This is a genomic window from Paraburkholderia sp. GW821-FHT02A12 (genome assembly GCF_059422005.1).
Genome location: NZ_JBWKWA010000002.1, coordinates 535,233 through 560,705, shown reverse-complemented (window position 1 = coordinate 560,705; position 25,473 = coordinate 535,233). Strand labels below are relative to the sequence as shown.

Sequence of the window (25,473 nt, the reverse complement as noted above, 5' to 3'; positions counted from 1 at the left end):
TTAGTGAGTCAGTCGAACCATTGCGTCGAGCCAGTGCGCCACGCCACGCTCAATTTGCGCCAAGGCCATTTCGAAGGCCGCGCGTCCTTTGCGGTACGGGTCCAGCACGTCTGTGCCCTCATGTTCGCCGAGGCGATAGACCTTGCCCTTCGCGAAGGGATAGTTCGTTTCGATCCTCTTGCGCTGTTCCTGCGTCATCGACAGAACCAGTTCTGCTGAGCGCATGTGGAGCAGGTTCAGGTCCACGGCAATATGGCCTTTGATGTCAATCTCACGCTCCGCCATCAATTCGACAGCGATGGGATCGGCACCGCGTCCGACGACCGCGGCCCAGCCGGCGGACATCACACTGACGCCGGGCAACTGCTTTGTGAGCAGCGCCTGAGCCATCGGACTTCGGCAGATGTTTCCTTCACACACAACAAGGATGCTGTCTATCATTTCGTTACAATCGCCCCGGTCAGGCCTGCGTTGATCGCGGGCAGTAGCAGATTCAGCACGCGGCTGAAGCGAACCAGACCGTTACCATCCACATACACGACGTCCTTGGGATGCAACTCGAATTGATTCGCCAGCACCATTGCGACTGGCGAGCGCGCATCGAGATGGAATACCTGCGGCGTCGTTTCGGACGAGCCGCGAATCACATAGAGCTGCGCTGCGTCCGCACTGGCAGTATTCACGCTGCCGGCCTGCGATAGGGCATCGCTCAATGTCAGCTTGCCGCTCTTCATGGGAATGGCGGTTACAGGCTTGTTGACCTCGCCCATGACAAATACGCCGTTGTCATCGCGCGAAACGACACGCAACAAGTCACCGTTCTTTAGCAGTATTTTTGAAGGGTTCTGATCGCTCGATAGCATGCTTGTGAGATTCAACCGATACGACACGCCGTCCCGCACGAGGACCATCCGGCTTTGATCGGCTGTCGTACTGAAGTCGCCGGCCCGGTTAACGGCTTCGAACAGGGTCAGTGGAACATCGTTAATCGGAACAGCGCCCGGCGCGCGCACCTCGCCGTCCACATACACCTGCTTGGCACGAAACGAAGCCACACGCACCGTCACCTGCGGCCGGACGAACACTTTGCTCAATGCGGTGTACACCGCCTGCTGGCTCTGATCTACACGTAGGCCGGCAACATGAACGTTACCCGCATATGGCATCTGCACATTACCGTTGCTGTCAATCACGAACCCTTGCGCCGGATCGAAGGGCCGGTTGTTCGTTTGCGTCTGAGCGCCCAGCGCCGCCATCAGTTCAGGGTGATCCCACACGGTGATCTGCAGGACATCGCCCGCCCCCAATGTGTACGGCTCCGGCTTACTCATCAGCTCACGCAGTTGCACCGCGTTTGCCCGCGTATCCGCCTCGCGCATCCTTTCCGTCAAGGCGACGTTGATATCGGTAATCGGAATCTGCATTTTGATCGGCGGCACCTCCGAGTTCCCGCTTGCGACCGGCAGCGTTGCCGGAGTAGTCATCCGCATACCAGGAGCCACTGCACAGGCCGACAACACAGCACTTGCGGCGACGCTCATAAGTAGACGAGTACAGCGGCGAACGGGACGCTCCACTCTGTCTCCACTACACATCCCCAAAAATCCCATCAGATATTCCTCGAATTTCGTCCAACTCTTCTTTCACGCCGAGATCGCTATTGCCGCTCAGGAATGGCGAAAAGTCATTTCCCAGATTTCGCCAATGCGCGTTCAGATCCGGTTTCATCTGGATCGCTAATACGCGTTGCTGCTAACCAGTCCCCTCGCTACCGTTGTCACGACAATCCGCATGTCCAACGCGAACGACCAGTTGCGCAGGTAGTAAAGGTCATGTTCCACACGCTTCTGCATCTTCTCGATCCGGTCCGTCTCACCGCGGAATCCGTTCACCTGCGCCCAACCTGTAATGCCCGGTTTGATCCGGTAGCGATGGATGTAGCCGTTGACGACTTTCTGATAAAGCTCATCGTGTTCGATCGCGTGCGGGCGAGGCCCGACCACCGACATTTCGCCGCGAAGAACGTTGAAAAACTGCGGTAGTTCATCAAGGCTCGTCCGCCGCAGCAGCGCACCCACGCGAGTGATGCGCGGGTCGCCCTTCGTAGCCTGCGTGACCACGCCTGTCTTTTCGGCATGCGGACGCATTGTCCGGAACTTGTAGATTTTGAACACGCGGCCATCGGCGCCTTTGCGATACTGCGTGAAAAACACCGGCCCACGCGATGAACACTTCACGGCAACCGCAATGATCGTCAACAACGGTATCAACGCGAGTAACACAAGAGCCGCAAATACGCGATCGAATATTTCTTTCTGCACGATTGCGCGTGCTGGAAAAGGCGATGCGACGAGGCTAATCGCTGGCGCTCCGATCAGGTCGATCACGCCGCCTTCGAATAACGCCATGCTGCGCACGTCAGGAATGAAGCGGATGTTCACGAGGTCATCACGGAACTCATTGACGAAACGCAGCATGGTCGACGCTTCCGCCAAGGGTAAAGCCAACCAGATTTCATGTACCTCGGCGCTCCGAACGTGTTCGGCAAACTTGTGAAAGTCGTCGAACACCGGCACGCCGTTCAGCGCGACACTTCCTTCCGGCCCCACATCAAACACCGCGGATGCACGAAAACCGCTGGAAGGGGACGCCTCGAGCTTGCACACCACTTCCTGGCAATGAGCCCCAACTCCGAGCACTGCCACGTTGCGCAAATTCAAGCCGGCATAGCGCACACTGCGTAGCACCGCATGCAACATCAGTCGCGATACGATCAATGCACCGCCCGTGATCGCGGTCCAATAGGCGAACCACAGGCGCGAGATGAAATCCGTGCGATGCAGCGAAAACATCAGTACCAGACCGCACGCCTGCACCACCAGCCACGCTATCGAAACCTGCCCGGTTAATCGCAACATCGAACGGCCACGCCACGACTCGTACAAGCCGAAAACCGGAAACGACACCAACGCGAACGCAACGGAAAACGTTATGAACGCGCCGTCTCCCCGGCTCTGCCCCAGATCTTCAAAGCGGATATGCGACGCCACCAAGGCCCCCGCCACGATAAGGACCACATCGACAAGCCGCGCCAATAACGCCTGTATCCCGAGCATCTCGCGATTCCCCGCCTGAAGTTGGACTGCGTAACATGCCGACGCGTCACGTGCGCCCGTATGTGTCATCGAAACGAACGATGTCGTCTTCGCCGAGATATGATCCGGACTGCACTTCGATGAGTTCGAGTGGCAACTTGCCCGGGTTCTCCAGACGATGCGTCACGCCCAGCGGAATAAACGTCGACTGATTCTCACTGAGCATGAATTCCTCACTGCCGCGTGTGACGAGCGCCGTGCCGCTTACCACGATCCAGTGCTCGGCGCGATGGTGATGCAATTGCAATGACAGGCGGCCGCCCGGATTCACGACGATGCGCTTTACCTGAAAGCGCTCACCACGATCGATTGAGTCGTAGTAACCCCATGGGCGCCGTACCTTTCGATGCGCATCGGCCTCGGGCGCTTGCAGCGCTCTCATCCGGCTGACCACACTCTTTACTTCCTGCACGCGCGAGCGGTCGGCGACCAGCACGGCATCGTCGGTCTCCACAACGACCACATTGGTCACGCCAACGCAGGCAATGAGACGCCCTTGCGAGTGGGCGAAGCTGGACGTAGCTCCTTCGAACACGACCCGTCCGCGCGCGGCGTTGCCGTCCGCGTCCTTGTCGAGTGCCTCCCATACCGCGTCCCACGACCCAAGATCCGACCACCCTGCGTCAAGCTGCACCACCACGCCTTGCCCGAATCGTTCGTCCGATCCGAGACGTTCCATTACCGCGTAGTCGATCGAGTCCGATGGGGAAGACTTGAACGCGTCTGCGCCTGGACGGAAATACAAGCCGTCGTATGTACCTTGCGCGTGGGCTAACAAACACGCGTCATGCATCGCCGGTTGCACGATCTTGAGCGTGGCGAGCCACACGCTCGCCCGTACCGCGAATATCCCGCTGTTCCACCAGTACTGCCCCGATGCGAGATACTGCGCTGCCAATTCGGCTGCGGGTTTTTCGACGAAGCGCTCAATACGATGTGCACCACCGCCAAGGTCCGAACCAAGCTTGATATAACCAAAGCCTGTATCAGGACGCGTCGGCGGCACGCCAAGTGTCACAATCGCGCCGCGCTGCGCATGCTGCGCCGCCAACGCTATCGCGGACTGGAAAGCAGTCAGGTTCTCAATCGCGTGATCCGCCGGCATGGCAACAATGATCGCGTCGTCACCCTCCGAACATGCAGCCGCGGCAGCGAGCGTCAGCGCCGGTGCTGTGTCGCGCCGCGCTGGTTCAACCACGATGCGTGCATCGATTCCTCGTGCGCGGAGTTGCTCAGACGTAACGAAGCGGTGTTCGTCGCCGCATACGATGATCGGCGTGCTCACCGTACCTCCATCGGCATGGAACCCTTTCATCCGTTGCACGGTTGCTTGTAGTAGCGAATCCGGTCCTAACACATCAATCAATTGTTTGGGAAATTGTTCCCGTGACATGGGCCACAGTCGCGAACCTGCTCCTCCCGCAAGTACAACAGGTACGAGTCGCACAGCCGCTGCAGAGGCCCGCTTTTCCGTCGGAATTATCTTGATATCGCTATCACTAATTTCCGCCTCGCTCACCGACGTGTAACCCATACGCACTCCTATTCGACATTCCAACAGGATCAGAAATGTTGCACTTTTAATTTCTCCACACACTGTCGGAGGCCTGACGTGTCTCCCTCGATCAAGGGCTGTACACGGTTCGCCAAAATCATGCCCACCGACGCTACAACTTCTGCCTCAAACAGATGCGAAGTGAATTGAGTGGCGCGGCTGACGACCAGCGCCAATTGCAGCCACACGCGGCAATGGCGTGGAGTTTTAACTTGACATGAGATTCGTACTTCTCGCACCGACCATAAAGATCGCGCTTTTTCCAAAATCTGCTGACTTGCGCCATTTCTCCACAACGAACGCTGCTCGTTTTTCCGAGTACCGTAAAAAATGATCTGCAATAGCTTAAATCTCAAACACTACCGCCACTTCTCATTTTTAAAAGAACCGCCTCGGCTTCAGTTGCAGTGCATCATACATAGGCCACCTTCAGACGTAATGTGACTGACGGAAAACGCCAACATGTTGGCGTTTTCGCCCATTCGCTTCTGACGCGTCGGAATAGGCTATTCGCGTGTCTCGCGCGTTGTGCTTCGCTCACATACAACAGCCCATTAACGTCGCAATTTGGGGTGAACAGCCACGACCGCGACTGAGCATTCTTTATTCAGAAAATCTGACTGTGTGACCCCTGCCTGACCCTACTCTGTGGCTGCGTCAATTCACTGCTACACTCTTTCAAAGGGGCATCCGAGCCCATGCGCCACATCCGAATTCATTCAGTTTCGATGGTCCACAATCTGCACGAATTCAATGGACATTTGCAGGGGCGAAGGCCCGCCAATACGTCCCTTGCACACGCTGAAGCGACCTGCTGATTCCAAGACCCGTGCTCCGCTAATCTGATGCTATCGAACCGATTTGCGACGGCTCTTCAGGTCAACAAGGTGCACCCGTTCAGGTAAATACGAGCAAACTAACGTGGCAAATTGCGCCATGGATTTGGCTGACTCCGCCCAATTTTTCGGTCTAGTTCCGCCACAACAGACATGATTTCATCCGATGCCGAAGGCTGTATCTGAGGTGTGCCACCACGATCGAAGCAACTACTACTCCGGAAGCGTCACTGAGAATTGCAGCTGTCTGTAACTTAAAATGGTTGCCTTTATGACCTGGGACAGGACGTCCGGCTAGCGCGGTGCCATGGAAGCTTTCATTGACGTTGTTAGCAGTGCTCGATAGGAGCTGATGCGGCAGATCTACGAAATAAACACAGAGACGATAAAAGACGCGATGCCGACGGGCACTATGAAGATCGTGCATAGCCCCATCCGCATCATCAACTTAGCCCTTGAAGCTTCCCAAGGGCCGCGCGCGCGACGCGGCTGGAACTCAAGAAAGATGAGTGGTTGGAAGTGCCGCCTCCCGACCTTCAAAGCGGAAAGCAAGCTGAAGATCAGATAGACAAGTGTCCAGCCGAAACAAAATTTCGAAAGAATCGAAAGAGCGATCACCATATATTTCGCCACTTGATTTAACAATTCGGACGTTTTGAGCCTACCGTGCAACGCAGCATTTTGCATGACAAACGTTTGGCTTTATCCGTCGTCTTTCGCCTCGCCGGCTGACGCACGTGACCTGCCGGCATGCCCCGCTCCTGAATGGTGCGCGTCGGCGATCCAAGCATCGGCCGGGGCAGCACGTCTGGCGTGATCGGCCATGGATCGCCGCTTGCTGCACAGCAGTACTGTCGGAATTTATTTACACAAAACCGTCAGAAATGTGGCGGCATCCGTCACCCCGCCCAGCATTTTTCACGCCAATGGTTACAGTACGACCAGCCAATCAGTGTCGTTAATCTGGCAGTTCGCGAACGCCGTCGGCTTCACATACAAGGTTTGAACTAGATCGGCCTCCGATGAACATCACCACGATGCCACGTTGAACACCAATGGACACTCCGATTTTCGACCACGTCTAATTTTCTCAATACGAAAAAAAACCGACACATGGTGTCGGTTTAAAAAAGCTTCCGGCTATTCCGAGGACCACTGCCGGAGGCTTGAGAAAAGTGTATTCTCGTCGAAGACCGCGACGCTGTTCCGACATAATTTTGTGCTCAAACGCCAAATTGAACTGGTAACTACTGGCCACCTATCGCAGGCGTTCGATATTAAATCGTCAAGATCCCAGCCACTTCAGAAGCGCAAGATCCAACAGAACAACTAGCAGTCTCTCAAGATGCATCCGATCAGAAGATCCTACGCACTGCCACGGGCAGACGAACTTCAGTCCAATTCGCCTATTCCCCCACCACTGCCTGCCAGTTTCACGTCACGCCATGCTCACCATGGAAGACTACCTGACCCGGGAGACTAGTCGCGCACGCGACGAAGATCTCCGTCACGACTGGGGATCGCAAGTCCAGGCGCAGACCACCAAAAAACACACGCGCCACAGTCTTTGCGTCGTACCTTTCTCGCGAGGTTTGCTCTATCTGTTCCGCTAGACGTTGCGAACGGCACGCAAGCCCGACGCGCTGAAGCCAGTCAGCTCTGCGGCCGTTTAACCGCAACCAAAGATGTGTATATTCGACAAGTTGCTCGAGATTGAGCCACTGGTCGGTCCTCTGACGCATTACCAGTTGTGAGGCGACCAGATAGGCAAGCAATTCTGTGCGCGCATACAGATCAAAATCAACGAGTCGGTGCGTCATCATGTGGGGGAATTAGGTCATACCGCAATGCGTAATCGGAAATGGGCGTGGTGTCGCCTGGAGCGAACGTCAAAACAGCCCTGCGTATCCCACAGGTGGTTGCACCCCTAACGCGTTTAAAGATCGGATCTCCCGCGACGGATAGTCCTACGTTCGGTCTGATCCGATCCGCCAAAACGTTGAAGGATTCCGCCGAATTTAGGTTGCCGTTCTTCCACGATCGTTCACAAGCGGATTTTCTCGGCAACTCGCCACGCAATTGGATAGCAAGGAGTTAGAGGTTGGAGTGATAGATGGCGTCTTGAACCAATCTTTTGGCGCTATAGACTAAGCCTACTCTTGTATTATCCATGGTCCTGGAGATGGGTATTCTTGAGCGGTATCTTGCCGAACGCTGCTAAAACTGGCTTGAAATCGTTTCGCAGCACGTCGAAGTCCATTTCAATTCCTGATCTTATTCGTTACAGATGACAATTCAGATTAAGCACACGGCAATTCGCGACGTCAAGCTGATCGAACCACACATCCAATCCGATAAGCGGGGTATTTCGTTTGACAGCTTCGATCAAGAGGAATTCGAGGAACATGTGGCGCGCGGCTATCGCTTCGTGCAGGAGCGTCACATGGTGTCCGCCCACAATGTGCTGTGTGGCCTGCATTATCAGATTCGGCGCCCGCAGGGGAAACTAGTGCGTGTAGTGAACGGCGAAGTGGTCGATGTGGCGGTTGACTTGCGACGCTTTTCGCCCACGTTCGGGCGCTGGATCAGTGCACGACTATCGGCATCCAACTGCCGTCAGTTATGGATTCCTCCGGGGTTTGCACATGGTTTCCTCGTGTTGTCGGACGTCGCAGAGGTACTTTGCAAGACAACCGAGCGTGGCTTTGTCGAGCATGAACGCACGTTGCAGTGGGACGATCCCGATATCGCGATTGCCTGGGATCTAGACAAGGCGCCGATCACATCCGCGCGTGATGCGGTGGGTACAAGTTTCAGCGTTGCCGAGGTTTATTGATCGCAATCCCCACTCATAGTCGGACATCATCCGTTGATTCGACTGCATGTCATTCGACGATGTACCCCACCTTTATAGCATCTGTCGACGCACCTAACTAAACGACCGTTTGCTTGCACGATACTCTGTCGGCGTTACTCCAAGGTATTTGCGAAATACTTTCGAAAGCTGTCCGCCACTTCCGATTCCACATCGCCGCGCGATCTTGTCGACCGGAAGGTCAGTTTCGGAAAGAAGATGGCAGCACTTGTCAAGTCGAACGCATAAGAGGTAGTCGGACGGCGTCACACCCATTTCCATCTTGAAGCGTCGCAGGAAATTCCGCTCACTCATCGCGACGAATTGCGCCGCTTCTTCAATCGTGATCGTTTTTCCGCAGTTCATTTCCAACCATTGCGCCGACGACTGAATTTTTTCGCTCACAGCTCCGAACGTGTTCTTCTTTGTAGCGGAGGTAAACTGTGCGTCATAGCGCAACCTTAGAGAGCCGGTGATCTCCCGCGCGATTTCCGCGCCGAGATCTTCTTCAATCAGCGCTAGTGCAGTTCGCAGCGGAGTGCTTGATCGCTGGGAGGTAGATACTTTCAGTCCGTTCCACGCGACCTCATGAGCACCTTCGCCGCGGCGTAATTTGTGGGATGTATTCGATGATTCAGCGACATTCAGTAGCAAGCGTCCTTCGGAAATTGGAAAAATCCGTTCGCTGCGCAGGTCGAGTCGGCTCAGCCATGCAATCAGGTGTTCTTCACTCAGCATACTGTGGACGCCTGCACCTCCGGCGATAAAGAGCGCATGAAAATCGTCGGCATGACCATGTGATTTGATACTGTCGGTCCAAACAAACACCGATGACGAACTCGCTATCCTGCCACCACCGACCGACATGAGATGAACGTCGTAGCGCGGCCCACCTATGCGCAAGGACATACAGAGAGCATTGGCTGACTGGAAAATCTCCACTACCGTGGCTGCCTCTGGTAGCGAGAAACCGTCGAACAGTGCAATGCCTATACGTCTTACGGAGCGAACGTCATGAAATACCTGAGACTGAGTCCCATCGCGACTACTGCGGGCAAAAAAACCTGCCATCCAGCCATCCCCCCGAAGATAAGTGGCCTCCTACGGCTACATTTGAGCCGTTTTAACTGTCTCGACAATCGTACACAAGCGGGACGCATAAGGTCGCTGGATGGCCGAATAGGATAATACGTTGGCGGTCACGGACCGATTGCAGCATTCGGGCAGAAGCTTCAGCAGCGGATGCCCGGTTCACGATCATTCGATTGTCTTTCAAGAATTTATTCGGCATCCTATGTACATGAAAGGATGTTGCTGATCTTCTTGTATATGCCACGAATCGCTGATGGCAGAATGTCGCGTTCTTTAGCGTAAAAAGCTGGACGAATTCTGCCGGCAGCCTCACAGTTGCAGGAGAGACAGATGCTGCTCCAGGTACGCACGAAACTCGACGCGTACCTCGGGATGCCGCAGTGCAAATTCCACCGCAGCCTTCAGATAGCCGAGCTTGCTGCCGCAGTCAAAGCGCGTGCCGTCGTACTTATATGCAAGTACCTGTTCATCGGCTAGCAGCGACTGGATCGCATCCGTCAACTGGAGTTCGCCGCCCGCGCCCGGCGTGATTGCGCGAAGATGTTTGAAAATTCTCGGCTTCAGCACGTATCGACCCACCACACCCAGGTTCGAAGGTGCCATACTCGGCTCAGGCTTTTCAACGATGCCCGCCATTTTGATAATTGAGTCCCCCCATTCCTTGCCGTCGATGATCCCGTACGACTTGGTGTCCTGCGCCGAGATTTCCTCAACACCGATCACCGAGCTATGGTAATGATCGAACACCTCGATCATCTGCGTCATGACAGGGGGGGTGCCGTATAGCAGGTCGTCCGCGAGAATTACGGCGAACGGGTTATCACCCACCAGCTTCTCAGCGCACAGCACAGCGTGCCCGAGGCCGAGCGCCTCCGACTGACGCACGTAACAACAGTCAACATGACTCGGCTTGATGCTGCGCACCAACTCCAGCAACTTGTTCTTACCGCGCGCTTCCAGTTCCGCCTCGACTTCATACGACTTATCGAAATGGTCTTCGATGGCACGCTTGCCGCGGCCCGTGACGAAGATCATTTCGGTGATGCCTGCGGCCATGGCCTCCTCCACCGCGTATTGAATCAGCGGTTTATCGACGATCGGCAGCATTTCCTTTGGGCTAGCCTTCGTAGCAGGGAGAAATCGGGTGCCAAGACCAGCTACCGGAAACACTGCTTTTGTAACTTTTAGCATAAGAGACTCCGAATATGATTGCTATGGCCGATTCACGGTCGGGCCACCTCTCCCCTCACACCGATAGCCGCAGCAAACCTGCACGGTCGGCAGCGGCGCGCAGAGGCAAAGTGCGCGAAGGTCGACGCTTTAGGCTGCCATCAGTAGCTCGGTGACGACCGCTGAGATTCAAACGGTTCGTTGTCGCCCACCCGGGTACCGAAACGGCTAGGCGGAAGCATAAGGCCTCGGTTGGCCACGTGACCGCGCGTGGCGGAAGCAATTCGGATTTTGGCTGAACCAGGCCCAAATTAATGCATTTCTGGCGTGCCAACCATGACACTCATCGGCTGGTCATTGTTCAAAAAACCATCGATCGAAGAGGATGCCGATTGCGATTGGTTAATCTCCATGCAGCAGATGACCAGACGTGATTCCGCCAATCCGAATAGCTAGATTCGTCGGTAATAAATAGTAATTAAATAGCGCGAAAGAATAGCTACGCTTTCATGACAAGCGATTCGACCGGTTTCCAACCCGATGGCAATTAGCGAAGTGAGCCATGTCCGAAACGCACTCACCGCTATTGGCCACTCAAGGCCGCCTGCTAGCGCGATACTCGGTAGGTGTCGTCGCAAGATGCTTGCGGAAGAGTTTCGCGAGCCGACCGCCACATCCAATGCCACAATGACGCGCCACCTTGTCGACTGGCAGGACGGTTTCAACAAGCAGGCGACAGCTCATATCAAGCCGCACGTACAGCAAATAGTCAGACGGCGTCACACCCATTTCGATCTTGAAACGCCTCAGGAAATTACGCTCGCTCATGCCGGCGATCTGCGCGGCGTCATCGATCGAGATCGGGCGGTGACCGTTCACTTCCAGCCATTTTGCCGACGCCTTGATATTCTCGCTCACACCTACCGAAGCATTCTTGCGCACAATTGCAGTAAACCGGTTATCCGTAGATGGTGCGACCCAGTCAGCGATCTGACGCGCAATTTCGCTACCGAAATCCTTTTCCACAACTGCGATGGCTGTTTGCAACGGGCTGGCGGCGACGCTCGAAGGTCCATTACCGGCGCCGATCTGCATCATTTCGCCAGCGTGTTTGCCGTAGCGTCTAACTCCGGTGGCCCGCCCGAATCCGGCCACATCTAGCAGCAATTGTCCTTCGCCGATCGGGAATACCAAGCCGCTGCGCGGATGCGTTCGACGCAGCCAGGCAATCAGGCGTTCATCGTGTAGCGCATCGTTCACCCCTGCGCCGCCAGCAACAAACAAAGCGTGAAAGCGCTCTGAGTCTCGCCGCGACTCGATGCCTTCGGTCCAGACGAATACCGATGAAGAACTGACGATCCTGCCTCCCGCCATCGACAACAGACTAACGTCGTAACGCATTCCGTCGCACCGCTCGTCCTCAGTGAGCGCATTCACCGACTGGAATACCTCCACGACCGCTGCAGCCTCCGGGAGGGCAAAGCCGCCAAACAGAACTATGCCAATACGCCTCACGATGCCAGTCTCAGGCGAAACGTGGGGCGGCATTGCGCTGGTGCGGTAAAGGACTGAAGGGCACTCCATACGATTTTCCCCGGAAATTAGTCGCCTGTTCCAGCTTGCTTTGAGCCGGATTAATTGCTGTGACTGATCGTACATAAGGATGGTTTGCGACATATTTTTGTGGCCGAATCGACCAACATGTTGGCGGCCACGATCAAATCTTTATCCGCCACACGAGGCCAAACATTCCGCCATGAGAAATTGCCGGTTCCAGTTAAAAAAACATTTTGAAAAAAACGCACAAAAAATAATGGCTCTTTTGAAAATTGTGTGGGTAATGCGGCTCACGAGGCATGCGGGTTGAAGCTGGAGAAATCGAGTTTGCCGGCGATGAGAAAGAGCACGGTGCGCATGGTAGTGAAGCGCGTGTAGCCGCGAGCCTTGCGCTTGGCAGCTTGAGCGCATGACGTTGGTGCACCACTGCCGCAACATCTCGGAGACGACATGGATTTGCTTGCGCTCGAGAATCTCGCGCACTCAGCCGGACAACTTCCACGCACTATTCATTGCAGGCGACAAGGGTGTGAACGCTGTGCTGCGGGATAAGCGCCTGATCAGTTGGCTGCGACGCATTTCCCTGTACACCGATCTGATATTTCCCATCGCTGAAGGACGCCTGCTGCTCGACGTCGCCGGATTTGGACACGTTATCGGCGACCTGCGGTATGGCGAAAGGGCCAATCAAGTGATACAGATGGGCTTAAGAGCCACCATGCCCACTCACGCCAGCAGTCCGCTGCAAGCGGAGCTAGCAGTGGTCGAGACTGATTTCGGCGCTGGAATCGCGCACCAGATTGCCAGCCGCGTCGAGCTCCAGTCGGAAACGCGATTCACCGCAATCGTTCGCAAGAGCGTGTCAGCCAACCTCAGCGAAAAGATCCAGACCTCGGCACGATGGCTCGAAATGAAAGGCGACCGCTCGATCACGATCGATGAAGCGGCGCAGGTCGCCGCGATGAGCGAACGGAATTTCTTGCGGCGATTCAAGATGGAGATGGGTGTGACGCCGTCGGACTACCTTTTGTACGTGCGACTTGACATGTGTTGCCGGCTGCTTGCTGAAACCAACCTGCCGGTGGACAAGGTGGCGCGACGTTGCGGCATCGGTAGTGGTGGGCGACTCTCGAAAATATTCCGGCGGTATCTTGGAACAACTCCCACTGAGTATCGCGCGAGTAAGCTGCAGTCAATCACATCAGGGTAATGTCCCGGAGAGAACCGGCGCCGGGCGAGATCGAAGGCGGTTGGAGCGGGCAACAGGGATGGGTAGCCCGATGGTCGCCGCGGTTGGGGAATTTGAAGCGGAGAGCGGAATATTGGACCGCTGGCGCCAACTATTCGTAGCCAAGCCGGTGACTGACAATCGGCGCGCAGAAGAGCGCGATCGCACATCCGGCGGCCTTACCTTCAAACTCCGCTGCCGCAATACGTGCGCGGTACAGATCCATAAGCATATCGAACAGTTGCGGCACACAATACAGTATCGCTATGGCAATGAAACTCCTTTCCACGACCGCAATGCGCCAGCCCCGTTCGAAGGCGACGGCTCCAGCAATGATGCGCAACACGCCGAATATCACGAGCGCGCCGACCGCCGCCTGTTCGCGGATCAAATATCCAGGAAGAAATTCGTCCATTGCCTTTCGCGCCTTTAAGGCGTTATCAATGACAGAAGCGAAGCGACCAGGTGTGGGGGCCGCCATCGAATGACAAGTCGTTCGGGTCGATCGAAAACGAGTCTCGCGCAATCGACAATTGCATGTTACATAACTACCTCTAGCGCGAATATCGAATGGCTGAATACGTCATTATGTTGGCGGATGTATTCCAGCCTCTTAGCGAGTCAGCGTGGCGCCTCGTGCGAGTGTGCCGTGCATCCCCCTTGACCTCAGGATTACCCACTTCACAAATGTCGATTCCGCAATAGCTCAAACCAGCGGCGCTCAGGGCCGTATAGGGAACGTGACTGCTTGTCTTTCAAACGACTCGCTGCGGCAACCTGCGCAAAGGACGGCGGATTCAGCCGGTGGATGCTACACACTAAAGACTGCGCAAGCAGTGGGAGTGTTGCAGATGAAACAGCGACGCCGGATTTATTACAGCGAGACGCAGAAAGCGCTGATGTGGGAACGTTGGCAGACGGGCGATCTCTGGACCGAGATCGTCCTGAACAACGCTTAGCGCCGTTCGCAGAGGGCTCATCGCGCTAATAGAAAGCGTGGCGTAGCATTCACGCCCTTTCCGGTTTGACCGCCTCCAGATGCTTGTAGACGGTCGCACGCGATAGGCCGGCATGAATGTGCGCAAGCGACTGCGCGCTGCCGAGCGGCTTCTCGAGGCAAATGTTTGCGCCGCTATTCAGTCCCGCGGCGATCACTTGGCGCGACGCGCGCGACGTCACGCACAGGATAACGGGGATCACGGATCCATGTCTGCACAGACAGCGCAAAGTATCGTATCGGAGAGCATCCGGCGCCACCCAATCGAGCATCACCAGATCGACGGGCACCTGTTCGAGTAGCCCGTGCAATGTTTTGTCGCATAGCGCGCCAAAACAGAGATGCCCAGCAGATGACAGGATTTCGAGCGCACAGTCAAGCGCTATGGTATCGGATTCCAGGATGGCGATTCTCATGTGAACAGGTGCGCTTGCGAAGCGCAGCAACGAGAGTGGTCGGTGGCGAGCGGGTGGACGAATTGATGGGCAACGCCTGTATGGTCGAATGCACTTCGACGGCCGAGTCTACGCGAAAGCACTCAACAAAGTTGTTAAGAAATGTCAGCACGATAAAGGGGGCCAGAGCCATCGCACCGAACCAAACATTAAGCGCCATTCAACAGCGTGAACTCCGTGACCCGGTCACGCCGCGCCACTCTCTGCACCTGTAATGGCCAAAGCCGATCGACCCTGCTTAATGCGTTCTGCGGCCAATCTTCATAGCCGACCGGGACGCACGATCGCGCGATCCCTTCGCGAGGACACCTCTCGCGCCGTCCATAGCCGGCAACATAGCGTCGCCCGACTGGCCCCTAGCTGGCCTGACTGATTCCGCAGTCCTGAATCTCTATGAGATCACCACACCGACGACGAATGTCGCAATACCCAAAGGTAATGCCAAGGCCGCGCATAGCGCCATTCGCTGCAACAAGCTGGCCTTGGCGATCTCCCTTGTGTCACGCGCACGATGCGGCTGAAACTCAAGAAAGACGAGTCCATGGTTATGTCGAGTAGCGATCGATATGGAGGAATGGAAACTGAAAATCAGATAGACAATGATCCAGACGAAGCAAAGTCTCGAGAGAACCGAAAGAGCGATTACCATGCGAGCCTACGTCCTCTGTACCGCCCGGCAGAACGAACGGAATTTAGTCTGGATAGCAGAGTTTATGTTTCGACACCGCTTCTTGATCGCCAATGTTGTGGCGTTATCCGCCGAGGAGACGGGCCAGGCAGACGACTACAGGAAGCGCGCGCAGACGCCGGGCGAATACCGCTCGATCAAAGATTGAAAGGGCGCGTGGTGTCCGTAGGCTATCCCAGATACCAGCAGAAGTGATGCAGCAGCAACAAAGGTGCCTCGCAGTTCAACGTGTGATTTGTCGAGCACGCGCACGAAGGCCAATGCGACGGTTGAGCCAAGCGCCCAACCAACGATGACCTCCGACAGGGTGTGCGCTTCTTCGAACACGCGAGCAACACCAATGAGAGCGCCGCTCGCGAGACCCAGAGCTATACCGATGGACAGGTGCCCGGTACGGCGGAGAAACAACGCGACGCAAGTCGTCCATACCGCTGACGAGAGCATCGTGTGCCCGCTGGCCACACGGAATCCTATTTCGCTAATCTCTATGCCGCAGCCGGCGTACAGGATCTTCGTTGCCCCGACGATTGCCATCCCCGCTGACAGAAGAAACAGCCAGTAAGCTGCCGCGAGTCGATTCGATGAGGCGATCCATATTGCGCAGGCCATTGCCAGCGGCAGGGTAACGGCAGCGTCGCCGAAGTTGCTGATCGCATTCCACATTTCGTGCGCATGTCCACTTGAATGCGTGACAGATTAGCAGATGGGGCCGTATTCGCTATAACGCTCACGGTCTGGCGCCCGACATAAAATTTATCCGCAAGTCTGATTGCGGAATGCTCGACCAGTCCCACAATACTGACAGCCGGAGCGCAGGCAGAGATGTCTGCGAACGTCACTCTGGTTGAAATCCAGGTGACTCATTTTGTAGTGTCGACGGTGAGCGTGTATTAATCGATTCTGTCGCGAGGAATATCTACGAAAGAATCACGGAGACGACGGCCGACGCGATACCGACTGGCAATGCCAGGGCCGCGCACAGGCCCATCCGCTTCAGCAATCTAGCTCTCGCAGCCTCCCTCGCGCCGCGAGCGCGACGCGGCTGAAACTCAAGAAGAACGAGACTTCGGCCGTGTCGCTTCCCGACCCACGCGGCGGACAGGAAACTGAAGAACAAATAGACAGCAAAACCGAACGTCAGGCAATGCTCGACTTGCCGGGGAAGGCTAACTGCCCGGGGAGATTGGCCGCGCAGACGATAAAGATTTCGATCACCGCTGGAGACCCGAAGTCGAGGCGCAGGCCACCGAAAAACGCGCCTTCTATCGTTTTCGCGTCGTACCTTCTTTGCCAGGCCCATGCTACATTTTTCGCCAGATATTGCGCACGGCAGGCCAGCGTCACGCGCTGCAACCAGTCGGCTTCGCGACCGTTTAACCGCAGCCAGAGACGTGTGGACTCGACAAGGTATTCGACCTTGGGCCATCGCCCGGTCTTCTGACGCTTTGCCAATTGCGAAGCAACAAGATAGGTCAGCAGTTCAGTGCGCGCTAGCAGGTCGAAATCAAGCCGCCGAGTCATGATGGATAGCGTGTCCAGACGGAGTCATACCGTACTGTGTAATGATAATCCGCCGTCCGATCTAACTGCGTCCGCCGAAACATTGACGGATTCCGCCGAGCTTCACTTGATGGTGCGCTACGCGTATTCGCGACTGTGAGTTCGGCGCGGTCGGCGGCTGGACACTGTTTGTTGCGTGACGTGCAGTGTCGCGGCGACCATCTTGTTATCGGCGCCATCAGCACAGACCAGCACGATGCGCGCTCGCTAAACCAGCGCCTTTCCCGTCTTGCGGCGCATCGTCACCGGCCCCCCTCCCCGAACAGGACAACGGGCCGCATCCTTAAGGTTGCGGCCCAGCAGTCTGCGCCCTATCGGAACACTGCCGCGCGTCGGTCGGCTCCTTTCGGTTGCCCGTCATACGCTCCAGTCGAACTCGGTAATCTCCGCGTGCCCCAGGCTGTCCCATTGCCGCATGTCGGGATCGCGCCAGTAAGTGCCTTTACCGTTGGCGAGTCCAATGTTGTCGCGGAAGGCGGCTGCGCCGTGCAGCAGGCGCGTGAGTTCGCCGGTGGCACCGCGCAGCGGTTTGGCGACCGCCACGCCGATTTTACCCACCGTGATGTGCGTCTCGTCCGGTCCGCTCTGGATATCGATCGGCGCCTCCTGGGTCGGCAGCCATTGCTTGACGAGCTGCCCGACGACCTCGTAGACGCCGCCCCGCTGGCCCTTGAACAGCGGCTCGAGCGTGGCCCTCTGTGCGGCCGAAACCGCGGGATCGAAGTAGATGCGCCCGACGCCCTCGCCGCCCAGGAAGCCTTTGGGCCAGTCAGCAACGAACGCCAGCTTGACGCCGCTCACGTCGACGCCATCGACATCGCCACGGTCAATCTGGATCCACTGACCGCCCGAGCACCAGACCTGATCGCCTTCCATCTCACCCAGGATGCAAGGGCAGCCAACCTTGCAACTGCATGGTGCGTAGTAGGTTCCCACGATATGCCAAGCCATAGCACGCCTCCTTAATTTCGCTTGTTGTCGAACGCGACACGGCTCGCGCTCGCGAGCCGTGTCGCCGCCTTCCTTTCTGGCTACGGGATTCTGCCGAGCCAGGGTATCGCCAGCATCGCGAGCCCGCCCGCGATCAGCGCCGTTCCCAGGGGCCGAGCGACGCGGTGCCCGCCAGGCAAGGTCTTCTCGATGAAAATGATGACCGCCGCCGTGAGCATCCACGCCATATTCATTGCGCCGAGCGCGACGAGCGCGAGCATCAGACCGGCACAGCATCCGATGCAGTCGGCCGCATGCAGCACACCGAGACGCAAAGCACCGCGCGCGCCCGGGCGCCAGTGCCGCATCAGGAAAAACAGCGGGTTGCTGCAGCGCGTGTGGCAACTGCGTTTGAGCCGCGTGAACTGATAGACACCCCCCGCGAGCAGCAGCAAACCAGGGACAATGGCCACTCCTTCACCCATGTGGTCGATGATCCGCTGATACGCATACACCGGCAGCCCGGTGGCAGTCCAAAGCACCACATAGCCCGTGAACAGCGCGGCCATTCCCGACCCCGCACCGGGGCGTCCTGGACGCTCGCGAGTGGTGGCCCGATAGAGCAGCATCAGGGGCAGCGCGGCCGGGAGCATCATCGCGACCATCATCGCTGCCCAGGCCACGAGAAAGAACACGATGCGGCCGTCCATTTGCCCGGCCATGCCCATCTGGTCCATGGCGCGGCCTTGCTGGAGGGTGTAGGCCCAGCTTGCCGCCGCCAGCAGCAGGAGCACGGCACCCGGAAGAAGGTTTTCCCGCCTGGCCAGAACGGCCCATCCGACGGCAACCGGTCGGCCGGACACCTCCGAAGCGCGAGGGGGGGACATGACGTTCTCTTCGTGGTCGCTTATGTGGGCACCGATGCCCGTCTGCGGATCCGCAGACGGAATCCTGGAATCGGGGTGTCGCGCGGAGGCGCTCAGGCATTGCTCCAGTCAAGCTCATTGAGCTGAGCGTTCTGCGCGAAGCGCAGGCCATCGAGGCGGGTGCCGCCGTACTCGCCCGCCTGGATCCCGGAACCGATGACTGCCTCACAACACCCGTCGGTGGGCAGCGCATTGAACTGGCAGGGACAGCCCCACGCGCAGTTGCAACTCGCCACCTCTTCGCCGGCCATGCGCCAGTTCGTCGGCATCGGGTTGTTCATGTTTCGTCCCTCCTTTTCCTGCCGCCTGCAGTCAATCACCGGACCAAATTGTCGGGCCGACCGTCAACAATACGGCCCCTTGGCCATGCATCCAACCCGATGATTTGTAATCGAAGTCGTTACGGCGGATCTATTACGAAGCTTGCGGAAGGACCTTGATTAAGATTAGATGCCGCACTAAGCGAAATCCAGCCGATCGTGTGCCGGAGCGGCAGCAGTATGCATCGGCATCGAAACCTTGGGGTTGCATGTTGTTGTAGCGGTTTATTGATCCAGCGTTTTTTATTTGCGATCGACCCATCCTGGCGACACGATGCACGACCCAGGCAGACTTTTGGGCAAGAGAGAGCCGGTGGCGCCCCTGACCGTCCGTTGCAGGATAGGTTGAATCGTCATTTCGACCGGCAGCTTTTGAGCAGGTGGAACACCGGTACTTCAGGTGTCAGCACACACGCAGCCGATGTCAAAGCCTCAGAGGCGTTAATCCGGTTTCTCATGAAGAAGCCCGAAGCGTCCTCTGTGCTTGAGGCAAAAGGCCTGGAGCGCGTCAGCCAGTGATCAAGCCGGACCGACGCGGCGTCCCAAAGCGATTTGGTGAATGTCCGTACATGGACGCCCCCGGAAATCCCGGCACCCTCCTCAACTCCTCACACGGACCACCAGAAAAAGGCTCGTGACTGGAAGGTAGAGGTGACGCCGGCCTCCAATGGAACGCTGGCAAGCCGTCTACCATTCCGGGAATTTGTCTGTGCGCTTCCGCACATCCAGTTGCGGAGTTTCATCAGCAGTAGACCTGAATGGCGCTTTCGGCTTTGTCACCTATCTTCAAGACTACGGTCCGATCTCACGTGCCCGGATAAACGTCTCGGCGGCCTCGCGGAATGTGGCCATGGCGTCTGCGGCAGTCTCAAGTAGCAGTTGGTGCTGCTGCTCCCTACGTACGTGCCGCCCGAGCTGCGTGCGCAGGATGCGTTGGCGGCCGGCGATTATCTGCGCACATTGCCGGACGTGCGGGCAAGACTCTCTCAGGGGGTCTGCAGCGTTCCATCCTTCAGCCGGGTCTGCGTCCAGGTAGTCGCCGTGTTTTCGCACGGATATTTCGCCGCTTCGGCTTCGTCGATGTCCACGCCCAGGCCCGGTTTGTCATTGGCGTAAACGTGCCCGTTCCTGAATTCGGGCAGGCCCGGGAAGACGTCAAGCAGCGCCGCCCGCGGGCCTTTCAGTTCCTGGATCACGAAGTTTGGCGGCTCGGTCCCCGACCATTCCTGCACGCCGAAATTGCGCGCGGCGAGATCGATATGAATGTTCGCCGCATGCGCCAGCGGCGACATATCACCCGGACCGTGCCATGCGGTCCTTACCCCAAACTGCTCGGCAAATATCTGCAGCTTGCGTCCCGCCGAAATGCCGCCGATCTGGCTGAGATGCACGCGGATGAAGTCAATCAGGCGCTCGGTGATCAGAAACCGCCATTCGTACGGGTTGTTGAACAGCTCACCCTGCGCCAACGGCGTGGTAGTTTTCGCGCGTAGCTGACGCATCCATTCGCCTTCTTCGAGTGCAATCGCGTCTTCGAGAAAGAACAGCTCGTACTGTTCCAGTTCGCACGCGAAGCGGATCGCTTCCACCGGCTTCAGGCGTTCATGCACGTCATGGCACAACTCGACGTCGAAACCGACCTTGCTGCGAATGCCGTCGAACAGCTTGAGCGTCTCCCGCATGTACTTTCTGCTGTCGAGATACACGCCATCCGCCGCGCCTTCGGGTGCGCTCGCGGGTGCCCTGCCGAAGCCACCCCCGCCGTATCCGCCGCTCTGGCAGCGGATGTGGGTGATGCCCTGCTCGCGATACTTCTGAATGTTCTCGCACAACTCGTTCAGATCGCGGCCATCCGCGTGTCGATAAATCGGCACGCCTTCGCGGCACTTGCCGCCGAAGAGCTGATAGAGCGGCATGTTCGCCATCTTGCCCTTGACGTCCCACAGCGCCATATCCACACCAGAGATCGCGTTGTTCTCGATCGGACCATTCCGCCAGTACGCGTTCTGATGCATCAGTTGCCACAGTTCCTCGATCGCCTCGGCATCGCGACCGATCAGCAACGGCCGCAGATATTCCTCGATGAGGCACTTCACCGCCAAGTGCCGGTAAGCAAACGTCGCGCATCCGAGACCCACCAGACCGGGCTGGTTGGTCTCGATCTTCACGACGATCAGGTTGATGCCTTCCGGCGCGGTCAGGATGACCTTTACATCGGTAATCAGGGTTGCCATGTTCTGTTTGCCAAAATCGAATCAATGAATCGGACGCACGTTGCCGGGTTCTTCATCAGAACGTGATCTGCACTTTCATCTGCGCGCTGCGATCCGCCGCGAGATCGAAGGCCTCAATCGCGCGCTCGATAGGCAGCGTGGCGGTGATAATCGGTTTCACGTCGATGCGACCTTCCTTGATGAGCCGCGCGGCCAGCGCATATTCGCCGTGAAAGCGAAACGCGCCCTGCAAGCGGATTTCCTTGCCGACCAGCGCGTTGATCGGAATCGGCACGTCGCCGGTGACCCCGACCTGCACGATGGTGCCGCGTGGACGCAACGCCGGGATCACGTCCTTCAGCACCGCAGCCGCACCGGTACATTCGATCGCGACGTCGAAATAGCCCTTCTCCGCGGTAAATTCGTCCGCCTTCAGACCCGGCTCCGTCGAGACATTGAGCGTGCGGGTGGCGCCCATTTCCGTGGCTTTCGCGAGCGGCGCGTCGTGGATGTCGGTGGCGACCACTTCGAGCGCGCCGGCATAGCGGGCGGCCGCCACCACCAGCGCGCCGATCGGGCCAGAACCGGTCACCAGCACACGCTTGCCGGTCACAGAGCCGGCCTGACTGACCGCATGCAACGCGACGGCCAGGGGTTCGGCACAGGCCGCCTCGCCAAGCGAGACCGCGGTCCCGACCGGCTCGCATTGATATGCCTCGGCCGCGATCAGTTCGCGAAACGCGCCTTGACTGTGCGGGACTCGCATTGCGCTGCCGTAGAACCACATGTCCGCGCAATGCTGCTGTTCTCCTGCCAGACAGAACCTGCAATGTCCGCACGGGCGGCTCGGATTCAGCGCAATGCGATCGCCGGGTTTGACGCGGGTGACCTTGCCGCCGACAGCCTCCACCGTTCCCGCTACCTCATGGCCGAGCACGATCGGCTGCTTCACGCGTACGACACCGAAGCCGCCGTGCAGGTAATAGTGCAGGTCGGACCCGCAAATTCCGCCGGCGCCGATGCGAACCAGCACCTGGTTCTCCCCGATGTCCGCCACATCGACAGCTTCTATCCGCAAATCCTTTTCTGCGTGCAATACGCAAGCGCGCGCTTCCATGAAAAACTCCTGTTTCAATCATTTCGTTGGCGCCAAAGACCTCGCCACTTCCCGCGACTCATTCGGGCAGCACGATGCGTTCGACCTTGCCGACGATAAACACATAAGACAGCGCGCCGACAAGCGCCAGCGCCCCGATGAAGACCAGCGCCGATTCGAAGTGTCCGTCCTTGACCAGCACGCCGATCACGATCGGCACCGCGATGGCCGACAGATTGCCCATGAAGTTGAACATTCCGCCGGTGAGGCCAATCAGGCTCTTCGGCGCGAGTGCGGAGACGAACGCCCAGGTGATCGACGCCATGCCGTTCCCGAAGAACGCCAGTGACATGAAGAGGATGATGGCGGTCTGGTCCTGAACATAGTTGGCTCCGACGATCGACGTCGCGAGCACCAGGCCGGAAATGACAGGCAGCTTGCGCGCAAAACCGACGGAGAACCCGCGCCTAAGCAGAAAATCCGATAGAAAACCTGAACAGAGAATGCCGACATAGGCCGCCAGAAACGGTACCGACGCCATGAATCCCATCTTGAGGGTCGTCATCCCGCGATACTTGACGAGGTAGGTCGGAAACCAGGTGAGGAAGAACCATAGGATCGACGACAGGCAAAACTGGCCGATGAATACGCCCCAGATATTGCGGTTCTTCAGCACATATTTGAAATCGGCCCAACCGCTTTTTCGGATGCCGCCCTGCTCGCCGGCATCGACCAGTCCGCCGCCCTGCCGGATGTAATCGAGTTCGGCGGCGTCGGCCTTGCTGTCCTTCGGGTCGCGATAAAAAATAAACCACACCATGCTATACACGACACCTGCAGCGCCAGTGAAAAACAGCATGCCGCGCCAGCCGAACGTCGTCTGAATATAGACGAGCAGCGGCATGAAAAATGCAATGCCGACAAACTGGCCAGAGGTGTAGAACGCGATCGCAGTGGCGCGCTCGCGCTCGGGAAACCACGTGGTGACGACGCGGTTATTGACCGGATACGAAGGCGCTTCGAATGTGCCGAGCAGCACGCGCAAACCGAAAAGGGCCGAGAAGCCGTTCACGGCCGCCTGAAGGCACGTCGCAACCGACCATCCGCAAAGCAGGATGGCATACAGGATGCGCGGCTTGACGCGATCGACGAGCATCCCGCCTGGGATCTGCAGAATCGCGTACGACCAGCCAAATGCCGAAAAAATCAGACCGAGTTGCACAGGGCTCAGATTCAGGTCGCGTCCGAGCAACGGAGCCGCCAGCGACAGATTGCTGCGATCCATGTAGTTGACCGCGATGCCGAGGAACAGCAGGAAACCGACAACAAAACGTTTTTTCGTGGCTTTGGCCGCGACCGCGGATCGCGCCTGCCCGGTGCTCAAGGTGGATGTGCTCTGGAATTTCATCAGCAGTCCCTTTGATTTGGGTGGCCCGCCGTACAGGCAGGCGGCTGCCAGTCCTGCCCGGCTCGAAGCGCCGGGAGCGCAGGGCTGGTGCGGGCAATTCGTTACGCTTACGTGCGGCGCAGCGTGAGCGGTCCTTCACGTTTTGCCAGTTGGTCAGAACGCGCCGGCACGGTGATCATCAGGATGACGGAGAGCAACAGAGCGACCGCCATGAAGATGTATGAGACCGCGGGGCTGCCGGTCGCGCCGTTCAGATAACCGACCACCCACGATCCAAGGAATGCGCCGAGGGCGCCGCATGCATTGATGAGGCCGATCGCGCCGCCCAGCACGTTGCTCGGAATCAGCTCCGGCACGAGCGCGAAGAACGGGCCATACGGTGCGTACATCGTGGCGCCCGCCACCACCAGCAGCGCGAACGAAATCCAGAAGTGCGATCCGCCAATCAGGTACGAAGCCACGAATGCGACGGTCCCGATCAGCAGCAACGGCCAGACGAACAGCTTACGATTGCGCGTCTTGTCGGAGAGCCAGGACGCGAGCAGCATCAGGATGATCGCGGCGAGATACGGAACGGCGGCAAGCCAGCCGACCGACACGATATCGATCGTCGAAGCGGTCTTGAGAATCGACGGCAGCCACATGATGAAGCCGTACACACCGACGCTCCACAGCGCGTGAATTGCGCAGCACTTCAGCACGATCGACGAACGGAACGCCGCCTTGTAATCGCGCACCGGCGCGATGTTCGCCTGCTCGGCCTTCAGACGCGCGTCGAGTTCCGTCTTTTCGGCGTTGGTCATCCACGGCGCGTCGGCCGGGCGATCCTTCACAGTGAACCACCAGACCACCGCCCATGCGAGCGCGGGCAGGCCTTCAAGAATGAACATCTCGCGCCACCCGAAGCTGTGCACCAGATAGCCCGACACCACCGACATCCACAGCACCGTCACCGGATTGCCGAGAATCAGGAACGTGTTGGCACGCGAGCGTTCGCTGCGCGTGAACCAGCGGCTGATGTACATCAGCATCGACGGCATGACGGCCGCCTCCACCACGCCGAGTATGAAACGCAGCGCCATCAGCATCGGAATGTTGCTGACCATGCCGGTTGCCGCGGCGCACAGTCCCCACAGGATCAGGCTGAAGAAGATCAGCTTCTTCACACTGTTGCGCTGGGCGTAGATCGCGCCGGGCACCTGAAACAGGCAGTAGCCGAGAAAGAACAGCGAGCCGATCAGCGACGACGTGCCGTGCGTGATGCCGAGATCCTTGTCGATGCCGGCCGCCGCGGCAAAACCGTAGTTCGCGCGATCGAGATAGGCGAGGCTGTAGGTGATGAAGATGATGGGCATCAGATACCACCATCTTTGGGTTGCTACGGGTTTGACGCTTTCCATGATGTCTCCAGATCGGTACGGCGTACGGACTAT

Annotated in this window: 21 protein-coding genes and 1 pseudogene; 2 read left to right on the top strand and 20 right to left on the bottom strand. The window is 57.7% G+C overall.

Annotated elements, in window-relative coordinates; translation table 11 throughout:
• From AC07WT_RS23720 to AC07WT_RS23700, 5 genes are all read right to left on the bottom strand, one after another.
• The gene (locus AC07WT_RS23720) at positions 1–441 is read right to left on the bottom strand and encodes a low molecular weight protein-tyrosine-phosphatase (protein ID WP_494948818.1); all 441 of its coding nucleotides are present in this window, start codon (positions 439–441) and stop codon (positions 1–3) included.
• A complete protein-coding gene (locus tag AC07WT_RS23715) occupies positions 438–1,610 on the bottom strand; it encodes a polysaccharide biosynthesis/export family protein (RefSeq protein ID WP_494948817.1) in 1,173 nt (390 codons plus the stop codon). Before AC07WT_RS23715 ends, AC07WT_RS23720 begins: the two co-directional genes overlap by 4 nt.
• Positions 1,611–1,736: 126 nt before the next feature.
• Positions 1,737–3,116 (bottom strand): undecaprenyl-phosphate glucose phosphotransferase, encoded by a 1,380-nt coding sequence (locus AC07WT_RS23710; protein ID WP_494948816.1) that lies wholly within the window; start codon positions 3,114–3,116, stop codon positions 1,737–1,739.
• A 46-nt stretch (positions 3,117–3,162) separates the two neighbouring features.
• On the bottom strand, positions 3,163–4,689 hold the full coding sequence (locus AC07WT_RS23705) for a mannose-1-phosphate guanylyltransferase/mannose-6-phosphate isomerase (protein ID WP_494948815.1): 1,527 nt from the start codon (positions 4,687–4,689) through the stop codon (positions 3,163–3,165).
• A 1,220-nt stretch (positions 4,690–5,909) separates the two neighbouring features.
• On the bottom strand, positions 5,910–6,233 hold the full coding sequence (locus tag AC07WT_RS23700; protein WP_494948814.1) for a hypothetical protein: 324 nt from the start codon (positions 6,231–6,233) through the stop codon (positions 5,910–5,912).
• A gap of 1,600 nt (positions 6,234–7,833) precedes the next feature.
• Between AC07WT_RS23700 and rfbC the strand changes: the two genes are divergently transcribed.
• A complete protein-coding gene (gene rfbC / locus AC07WT_RS23695; protein WP_494948813.1) occupies positions 7,834–8,382 on the top strand; it encodes a dTDP-4-dehydrorhamnose 3,5-epimerase in 549 nt (182 codons plus the stop codon).
• 93 nt (positions 8,383–8,475) lie between these two features.
• Here the strand turns inward: rfbC and AC07WT_RS23690 are convergent, their stop codons facing one another.
• The 4 genes and pseudogenes from AC07WT_RS23690 to AC07WT_RS23675 form a co-directional block, all read right to left on the bottom strand.
• Complete coding sequence (locus AC07WT_RS23690) at positions 8,476–9,471, bottom strand: GlxA family transcriptional regulator (protein ID WP_494948812.1); 996 nt, start codon at positions 9,469–9,471, stop codon at positions 8,476–8,478.
• 330 nt (positions 9,472–9,801) lie between these two features.
• Entirely contained in the window at positions 9,802–10,683 is an 882-nt protein-coding gene (gene galU, locus AC07WT_RS23685; protein ID WP_494948811.1) for a UTP--glucose-1-phosphate uridylyltransferase GalU, read from the bottom strand.
• A gap of 573 nt (positions 10,684–11,256) precedes the next feature.
• The gene (locus tag AC07WT_RS23680; RefSeq protein ID WP_494951019.1) at positions 11,257–12,246 is read right to left on the bottom strand and encodes a GlxA family transcriptional regulator; all 990 of its coding nucleotides are present in this window, start codon (positions 12,244–12,246) and stop codon (positions 11,257–11,259) included.
• Between the two features lie 263 nt (positions 12,247–12,509).
• A pseudogene (locus AC07WT_RS23675) lies at positions 12,510–12,702 on the bottom strand (ISL3 family transposase); the annotation flags it as partial.
• Here AC07WT_RS23675 and AC07WT_RS23670 point away from each other — a divergent pair.
• Positions 12,629–13,429: a helix-turn-helix domain-containing protein gene (locus tag AC07WT_RS23670; protein ID WP_494948810.1), complete on the top strand. Its 801-nt coding sequence runs from the start codon at positions 12,629–12,631 to the stop codon at positions 13,427–13,429. The pseudogene AC07WT_RS23675 and the gene AC07WT_RS23670 overlap by 74 nt on opposite strands.
• 130 nt (positions 13,430–13,559) lie before the next feature.
• Here AC07WT_RS23670 and AC07WT_RS23665 read toward each other — a convergent pair whose 3' ends face one another.
• The 11 genes from AC07WT_RS23665 to AC07WT_RS23615 form a co-directional block, all read right to left on the bottom strand.
• Positions 13,560–13,862, bottom strand: coding sequence for a hypothetical protein (locus AC07WT_RS23665; protein ID WP_494948809.1), 303 nt, complete (start codon positions 13,860–13,862; stop codon positions 13,560–13,562).
• Positions 13,863–14,455: 593 nt separating this feature from the next.
• Complete coding sequence (locus AC07WT_RS23660) at positions 14,456–14,860, bottom strand: response regulator transcription factor (protein ID WP_494948808.1); 405 nt, start codon at positions 14,858–14,860, stop codon at positions 14,456–14,458.
• Between the two features lie 823 nt (positions 14,861–15,683).
• Positions 15,684–16,250 (bottom strand): phosphatase PAP2 family protein, encoded by a 567-nt coding sequence (locus AC07WT_RS23655; RefSeq protein ID WP_494948807.1) that lies wholly within the window; start codon positions 16,248–16,250, stop codon positions 15,684–15,686.
• A 474-nt stretch (positions 16,251–16,724) separates the two neighbouring features.
• Entirely contained in the window at positions 16,725–17,108 is a 384-nt protein-coding gene (locus AC07WT_RS23650; protein ID WP_492593109.1) for a hypothetical protein, read from the bottom strand.
• Between the two features lie 396 nt (positions 17,109–17,504).
• Positions 17,505–18,098, bottom strand: coding sequence for a DUF1326 domain-containing protein (locus AC07WT_RS23645; RefSeq protein WP_492593108.1), 594 nt, complete (start codon positions 18,096–18,098; stop codon positions 17,505–17,507).
• A gap of 80 nt (positions 18,099–18,178) precedes the next feature.
• Complete coding sequence (locus tag AC07WT_RS23640; protein WP_494948806.1) at positions 18,179–18,871, bottom strand: DUF2182 domain-containing protein; 693 nt, start codon at positions 18,869–18,871, stop codon at positions 18,179–18,181.
• Between the two features lie 185 nt (positions 18,872–19,056).
• The gene (locus AC07WT_RS23635) at positions 19,057–19,284 is read right to left on the bottom strand and encodes a DUF1326 domain-containing protein (protein ID WP_492593106.1); all 228 of its coding nucleotides are present in this window, start codon (positions 19,282–19,284) and stop codon (positions 19,057–19,059) included.
• A 1,025-nt stretch (positions 19,285–20,309) separates the two neighbouring features.
• A complete protein-coding gene (locus tag AC07WT_RS23630; RefSeq protein WP_494948805.1) occupies positions 20,310–21,557 on the bottom strand; it encodes an enolase C-terminal domain-like protein in 1,248 nt (415 codons plus the stop codon).
• A gap of 55 nt (positions 21,558–21,612) precedes the next feature.
• Complete coding sequence (locus AC07WT_RS23625; protein ID WP_492593104.1) at positions 21,613–22,653, bottom strand: L-idonate 5-dehydrogenase; 1,041 nt, start codon at positions 22,651–22,653, stop codon at positions 21,613–21,615.
• Positions 22,654–22,711: 58 nt separating this feature from the next.
• Complete coding sequence (locus tag AC07WT_RS23620) at positions 22,712–24,040, bottom strand: MFS transporter (RefSeq protein WP_494948804.1); 1,329 nt, start codon at positions 24,038–24,040, stop codon at positions 22,712–22,714.
• A 107-nt stretch (positions 24,041–24,147) separates the two neighbouring features.
• The gene (locus AC07WT_RS23615) at positions 24,148–25,440 is read right to left on the bottom strand and encodes an MFS transporter (RefSeq protein WP_494948803.1); all 1,293 of its coding nucleotides are present in this window, start codon (positions 25,438–25,440) and stop codon (positions 24,148–24,150) included.
• Positions 25,441–25,473: the final 33 nt, after the last annotated feature.